8 protein-coding genes are annotated in these 6,572 nt (G+C 48.1%); 4 read left to right on the top strand and 4 right to left on the bottom strand.

Features of this window, described 5'->3' with window-relative positions; translation table 11 throughout:
* On the top strand, nt 1-260 hold a 260-nt coding region (locus HKN79_12010), incomplete at its 5' end, for a hypothetical protein (GenBank protein NNC84292.1).
* A gap of 54 nt (nt 261-314) precedes the next feature.
* Here the strand turns inward: HKN79_12010 and HKN79_12005 are convergent.
* Complete coding sequence (locus tag HKN79_12005; protein ID NNC84291.1) at nt 315-1,601, bottom strand: DUF2807 domain-containing protein; 1,287 nt, start codon at nt 1,599-1,601, stop codon at nt 315-317.
* Nucleotides 1,602-1,611: 10 nt separating this feature from the next.
* Nucleotides 1,612-2,133, bottom strand: coding sequence for an RNA polymerase sigma factor (locus tag HKN79_12000; GenBank protein NNC84290.1), 522 nt, complete (start codon nt 2,131-2,133; stop codon nt 1,612-1,614).
* Between the two features lie 236 nt (nt 2,134-2,369).
* On the opposite strand from HKN79_12000, the gene HKN79_11995 reads away from it, so the two are divergent.
* Complete coding sequence (locus HKN79_11995; protein ID NNC84289.1) at nt 2,370-2,513, top strand: hypothetical protein; 144 nt, start codon at nt 2,370-2,372, stop codon at nt 2,511-2,513.
* A gap of 18 nt (nt 2,514-2,531) precedes the next feature.
* On the opposite strand, the gene HKN79_11990 is transcribed toward HKN79_11995, so the two are convergent.
* A complete protein-coding gene (locus HKN79_11990) occupies nt 2,532-3,197 on the bottom strand; it encodes a hypothetical protein (protein ID NNC84288.1) in 666 nt (221 codons plus the stop codon).
* A 248-nt stretch (nt 3,198-3,445) separates the two neighbouring features.
* Here HKN79_11990 and HKN79_11985 point away from each other — a divergent pair, with 248 nt between their 5' ends.
* Together HKN79_11985 and HKN79_11980 are read left to right on the top strand one after the other, a co-directional pair.
* On the top strand, nt 3,446-4,507 hold the full coding sequence (locus HKN79_11985) for a right-handed parallel beta-helix repeat-containing protein (GenBank protein ID NNC84287.1): 1,062 nt from the start codon (nt 3,446-3,448) through the stop codon (nt 4,505-4,507).
* An 11-nt stretch (nt 4,508-4,518) separates the two neighbouring features.
* Complete coding sequence (locus HKN79_11980) at nt 4,519-5,484, top strand: T9SS type A sorting domain-containing protein (protein NNC84286.1); 966 nt, start codon at nt 4,519-4,521, stop codon at nt 5,482-5,484.
* A 35-nt stretch (nt 5,485-5,519) separates the two neighbouring features.
* Here the strand turns inward: HKN79_11980 and HKN79_11975 are convergent, their stop codons facing one another.
* The gene (locus HKN79_11975; GenBank protein ID NNC84285.1) at nt 5,520-6,449 is read right to left on the bottom strand and encodes a hypothetical protein; all 930 of its coding nucleotides are present in this window, start codon (nt 6,447-6,449) and stop codon (nt 5,520-5,522) included.
* Nucleotides 6,450-6,572: the final 123 nt, after the last annotated feature.

Raw genomic sequence — 6,572 nt, 5'->3', positions numbered from 1 at the left:
ATGTAACCCTCAAAGACCTCTACAATGAGGCGACCGATATTCCCAGGCTCTTGCTCATGGGGGATCAAGATCATCTATTCCTCAATCCGGCCATGAGCTATGTGAAGGAGCGGGCCAATACGATCTTGAAGATATTTCCGAAGTGTGGTCATGTGGTAAATATCGAACAGGCCGAAGCCTTCAATGAACAGTGCATCAGCTTCATCCATCAGGTGGTCGAACCATCCAGGGTACCTGCATTGACATCGAAGGGTAAATAAAAAGAGGCCTCTGAACGAGACCTCTTCTTCGCAAACCTTGAACTATAGAATCGTTCAATTCTCTTTATTGACGCTGCCTGAACCAACCACTTTGGATTCCACCTGGGGGCTGCCGCGATAGATCACATCACCACTTCCGGCAATGTGGGCTTCCAATTCTGTTTCGCAATGGATATGTACATCACCGCTACCCGCTATGTGGATCTCTGCCGTACCGGTGCGCAAGTCCGATCCCTTGAAATCGCCCGACCCGGCTATATGGATCTCCAGATCAGGAGCGCTACCATCCACGTTCATATCACCCGATCCAGCGATGTGGAACTCGGAGTAATCCGACATGGTGAGTTCCCCTTCAGCATTGATGCTGCCAGAGCCTGCGATGGAGAGATTGATGCCTTTCAGGTTAGAGAAATCACCTATCTGTATGGCACCACTACCTGAGAGGCTCATGGATTCGAAATCAGGCATGGTCACGTAGATGGTCATGCTCTTGCCTTTATAGCTTTTCCAGTCCTTCATCTTCTGCGTACGGATCTTCAAGTGGCCGTCCTTTTCGATCACTTCCAGTTTTTCTAGGATCTCATCATCGCCTTCAGCATATACGCTGTGCGTATTCCCTTGTGTGACGTGCATGTCCCAAGAACCGGCCAGATTGACCGAGTGGAATTTGCCGACCTGGAATTCTTTTCTGCCTTCTGACATGGTGAATGAGGCTGCTTTTCCATCACTGCAACTGCTCTTGTGAGAATGCTCATCCTCGCAGTCCTTCTTCCAATTCTTTTCCCAGACCTTGGCACGGATCTCTTCTGTTCGCTCATGCATATCGATCTCCACAAACACATCTGATTCTACTTCGACCTCTGGAGTCGCTGGAGCCTCTGGAACTTCAGGGATTTCAGATTCCACGGCAATCTCTACTTCGGGTTCGGTCACTTCTTCGGGAGGAGTAGGAATAGTGACCTTGGGGCTTGCAGGCTCTTCGATCGGGTCCTCTATCTCGGGTTCTTCTGGTGGTAGGATATCCTGTGCTTCAGTGGCGGTGGTCTGTGTATCCTGATCAAGGAGTGGGGTCAGGTTTTCCACTTGCTCCGTGTCTGGTACGATCTGATAGGTAGTGGTGGTCAGGCCATCTCCCTCCGAATCTCCGGAGTAGAGCATCATAGAACCTGCGAGGATGAAAGCTGTAATCGAACTCATAACTATGGTATTTAGATTGATGATACTGGACCAATCAAAAGGAGCGCTGGCAACAGGAAAGGACACGACCATTTTACGGACCTTGTCCATACTGACCTCAGGGGGTCCTTTTCTGACGTTATCGAATAGATCTTGCTCGTTCATGACTGATGTCTTATAATGCGATCGATCGGATCACACTGAGCAATTGTCCACTACTGGTATTCATTCCGTTCTCTTGAAGCATTTCACGTAGAAGGGCTCGACCTCGGCTGACCTTGGTCTTGACAGCTCCTTCGGTCGAATTCTGCATTTCTGCAATCTCCTTCATACTGAATCCCGAGATCTCATAGAGGATGAGTGCTTCGCTGTGGGCTTTGGGTAATCTGTCCAAAGCCTTATATAGTAGCTGGATATCGAGAAGTACATCGGCTGAGACTCCTTGTGCCATCATGCGCTCGTCATGTTTGGCGGTGAGTTCGGCCTCATTCTTCCGTTTTCTCCAGATGGACACTGAGCGATTCTTGGCCGCTCGTATCAGATAATGAAGCAATTTCCCCTTCTTCTCGATCTTATCGAAATTCTTGAAGGTGCTCAAGAGAACATCCTGGACCAGATCTTCAGCGTCCATGCGACTGTAGGCTATTGCCGAACAGTAGCGCACAAATGGCTCATGACAGGCCTCATACGCCTTCATGAATCGCTGATGTTTGGTTGGGGACACGCTCTAAAGTATTGGTTTGTCAATTGGATAGTCGCACTTCTCCATAAAAGGTTACATCATGACTTTAAGTGGTCTAGAAGACCCAAAGTACCCGATGGGTCCATTTTGACCATGTGGAAAACTCTGAGAATGAGTTATAGCTTGAACTTGACAGAAATATCTGGTATTCAGTAGATTTAGATAGAATAAACCTAAAAGACTCGATTATTATGGAAGCATATTGTGTGAAGTGTAAGGCAAAGCGTGACATGGAAGGTGCCAATGAGGTCACCATGAAGAACGGTCGCAAAGCCATGAAAGGGAAATGTCCCAAGTGTGGGACCGGCATGTTCAGAATAATGGGTAAAGCCTGATAATCAGTCTTTTACCATTTAAAGTTGAGTGTCTTCTCCTCGGATGAATGAACGATATAGTTCACCTAGGAGAACACTCACCTTTATCACATAATAGGGCTGCTGTAGGGTCTTCTTGACCTCCTTTTCTGAGTCAAAAGCGTGTCTATATCCCCCTCCTAGACCAGGTTCGAGCCAGGGCAGAACACGGTATTTCAGCATGATTCCGCCTCCCAAGACGGAAAAATCCTCATCTAGAAAGGTCTTTATCTGACCTGTTGTACTACGATATTCACCGATCATACGCCCTCCTCCGAAGTAGATAGGAGTGCTCATTTCCCATGGTCCGGCCTTCATGATGACCCGCTCATAGAATAGCGTGGCAAAACTCACATTGAAATCAGCTTGTGCATCGGGTGGCGCATCTTCCCGATCGATGCTGACATCATCATAGCTGTCTCCATCCCTCAATCCGAAAAATGCGAGTCCGAAACGATGGACCTTGCGATGCTCGGCCCCGAAACGCAGACCCAGAAATTTGACATTCCTCCCTTGGAAGAAGGAACGCCTGCTATCGAAACCGACCAGTGGCCTCCATTTCTTCTCACCTACAGAGTGCGGTAGCCATTCTACTTCATCAGTGTCAAAGAACTGTGCCGTTGATAGCAAGGGAAGTATGAGTAATATGATGAAGAAGTGTTTCACGTGGTGTAGCTACAGAACGCAAATTGAAGGTAAACCGATTCATGGATGTCTTGAAACGAATGATCCTAGGTCATCAAACCATTGATGTAAATATCAAGAAGCACGATCATCTAGTCCGACTTCCTTAGGGATATCGGCTTCCGTTCTCGACAAAGGGAGTGGGCGCGAAATATTGAGCGACAGGGGCTTGATGCATTCGATCATTCGTTAGATTTGGTACTAATCAACCCATTCAAAATCATCTTGTTATGAAGAATCTATTTCTCTTAATCGCCTTGACCCTCGGATTAGGTCTGGGGGCACAGACCGTTCATACGGTAGACAATAATGTGAATTCCGGTGCGGATTTCACCTCGGTACAGGCAGCCATTGATGCAGCTACTGCCGGTGATATCATCTACATACATCCTTCACCTGATTCATATGGTAGTATCACTGTGAATAAGACCATCCACCTCCGAGGAATGGCTCACAGACCAGAGCTCAATCCGGCCGAGAACACTCAGCTGGAGCTTCTCCAATTCAATGCGCCCATCGGTGCGCCTGGATGTTCGTTCCAGGGCCTGCGATTCAGCAATATCAATATATCGGGAAATACGAACCAGGATTACAGTAATCAGACTTTCATCAATAACCGACTCACAGGGACGATCACGGCTGGTCAGAATTGTGACAATTGGCTCTTCCAAGGAAATGCGATCACCGGAAATATGTTCGATCTGATCGATCAAGGCAGTGCGAACAACAACTGGATGTTCGTCAACAATTTTATTCAGAACAGTGCTACTTCATATACCTGGACAACCTTCGAGAACCTCAATTCTACTACGGTCTTCAGGAATAATATCATTCGTTGCTATACAAATGACCTGAGTCCGTGGGTATGGAACTCGTGCACCGGCCTGGTCGTGGAGAATTGTGTATTCCTTTTCAATTCTGGAAATGTCACTGAAGTTTCCGGGTCCAACTCTTCTGTCACCTACAATAATTGTCTGTCCTTCAACTATGTAGGCGATATAATGGGCGAACTACCCGGCACGAACAATACCTCCAACGAGAATCCGGTGTTCCTCATAGATGCGAATACTGGAGGATTCTCATCCGGTAGCGATTATCAATTGGATCCCTCTTCTCCCGGATATCAGGCCGGTACGGATGGAGAAGATATCGGAATCTATGGCAATGGATTCGAATACAGTATGAACGGTTATCCATTGGATCTGCCATATCCTACGCAAATGACCATCAGCTCGACCACAGTCGTGAGCGGAAGTGACTTGGAGGTGCAATTCAAGGCCAAGGGCAATTAAATCCTAAGGTCATGAAAAACCTACTTACACTACTGACCTGCGGGTTGATCCTAGCCGGACAGGCCCAACTATCTATCACAGGGGCCGAATATTTCATTGACACCGATCCAGGAGTCGGAAATGGAATAGCTATCGGAATTACACCAGGTGCTGAAATTGAGGAATCCTTCATAGTCGACCTCTCCGGTCTGGAGCCTGGATTGCACAAGATCCACATACGCACCCAGAACGAGAATGGTGAATGGGGGCTGTATACGGAAGAGATATTCTATACCAGAGACCCCATAGCTCATGACATAGTAGCTGCCGAGTATACGGTGGATAGCGAACCTGGTCTAGGAGCAGGAGAGTCCGTTGCAGTTACTACTGGATTGGAAGTCGAAGAGTCCTTCACTGTACCCACAGATGGTCTAGAGGAAGGGTTCCACGTGGTCAAAGTGCGTGTGCAGAATGCCGAAGGAAATTGGAGTCTGTCAGCTAGACGGTTATTCGTTGTGATGGACCTCACTACCCCGAACGAAGTCTTAGATCTGGAGTACTTCATCGATGAGGATCCGGGATTGGGGAATGCGACACCGCTCTCTTTTACACCGGGATTCGAGGTGGATGAGACACTGACCATTCCACTTCCTGTGGATATTCCAGAAGGAGATCACATTCTCTACATACGCCTTCGGAATAGCGCGGATACGTGGAGTCTATATGGACGACAGGATTTTGTGGTCGATAATTCTGTGGGAGTCGATGAGTTGGACGAATTCCTTGAAGTATATCCCAATCCAGCGGCTGAGCATCTGATGATCAATTCTTCCTCGAGAGTGACTGAGATCAGGATTCTCGACATGAATGGACAGGTGGTACATGCTACGATTGCTCCTGATCAGATGGTGGACCTCAAGTCATTTTCTTCGGGATATTATCTGATCGAATTGACCACGGAAAAAGGAGCTCGTACATTCAAGATATTGAAAGAGTAAAGATGTTGAGGCATTCACAGGTACTGTGAAAAGACTCAATACATGACGTAATCCCGTGTAATCACTTTGATGGAGCTGATCCGGTCATTCCAGAAGTGATCGGGCTCTTTTGCTCTCCAATCGCGTTTCAGTATCTTGACCTTTCCTCGGTATCCAGTGTGCTCGAATACGTGTACTTCTATGCCTTGAGGGATCACTATGCTACTGATGCGGTCGTTCCAGAAGTCATCACTCCCGAGGGCTGACCACTCTCCAGTCAATTCGAAGGATGCTCCTGTGCGGTCAGCATGCTCGTAGATCTGTATGCTCGGACGTGCAGGTACATCGGGTTCCAGGCCTATAGTCGAGCGGATAACGCGTAAGGAACGGATATCGTCCCTCCAGCGCCAATCGTTCTTGCCCATGCCGTCCCAATCTTCCGTGAGTTTCATATGCCGACCGGTGAAATTATCTCCCTCATAGACCCACACTTCCCATTGTGCAGGAATACGGATACTCTCAATTCCGAAAGAAAAACAGCCTTCTGCACTCGTCCAGTCCGAGGTGATGAACTTGTGATCTCCCCGGTATTCGGTGCGAGTGAATACGGCTACACCTTTGGTAGAAGTGAGGGCCTGAAGCAGAGGGTTCGGGCGATATTCGGTAATGATACGTATGCTCCGTATCTCGTTCTTCCACCTCCAATCGTGTTTTCCATTGCCATCCCAATTTGAAGTGAGAGCACGATGCCTGCCGGAGAATCCCTCTCCTTGATATACCCAGATCTCCCAGCCCTTGGGTACCCGGATACTTTCGATGCCGAAGGGAATGTTAGATAGACCAGGATCCCAATCTTCTGTGATGAACACATGCTGGCCTTGGTAATCTTCCGTGTCGAACAGGGCGATTCCCAAGTCACTCACCTGTGCGCTGAGAGCCCCCGAGAAGAGGCATGGAATAAGGATGTTGAGTAGTATTTTCTTCATGGCCCTATGTGTTATAGAGGCCATAAAAGCAAAGGCTATGCCGAATGAGTCAGAGTGCTCCGATCAGGAGCGGTTCTTCAAGTGTTCAGCGACCGCATCCCAATTGATGGAACGGCTGAAAGC

The sequence above is a fragment of the Flavobacteriales bacterium genome (assembly GCA_013001705.1).
Classification (GTDB): domain Bacteria; phylum Bacteroidota; class Bacteroidia; order Flavobacteriales_D; family JABDKJ01; genus JABDLZ01.
Note: the sequence above shows the minus strand (reverse complement) of the source record. Positions and strands in the feature narration are given on the sequence as shown.

Coding starts and splice junctions, on each gene's coding strand:
- HKN79_12000 (NNC84290.1), bottom strand. CDS start 2,133: ATGAAGGCGTATGAGGCCTGTCATGAGCCATTTGTGCGCTACTGTTCG.
- HKN79_11995 (NNC84289.1), top strand. CDS start 2,370: ATGGAAGCATATTGTGTGAAGTGTAAGGCAAAGCGTGACATGGAAGGT.
- HKN79_11985 (NNC84287.1), top strand. CDS start 3,446: ATGAAGAATCTATTTCTCTTAATCGCCTTGACCCTCGGATTAGGTCTG.
- HKN79_11980 (NNC84286.1), top strand. CDS start 4,519: ATGAAAAACCTACTTACACTACTGACCTGCGGGTTGATCCTAGCCGGA.
- HKN79_11975 (NNC84285.1), bottom strand. CDS start 6,449: ATGAAGAAAATACTACTCAACATCCTTATTCCATGCCTCTTCTCGGGG.
- HKN79_12005 (NNC84291.1), bottom strand. CDS start 1,601: ATGAACGAGCAAGATCTATTCGATAACGTCAGAAAAGGACCCCCTGAG.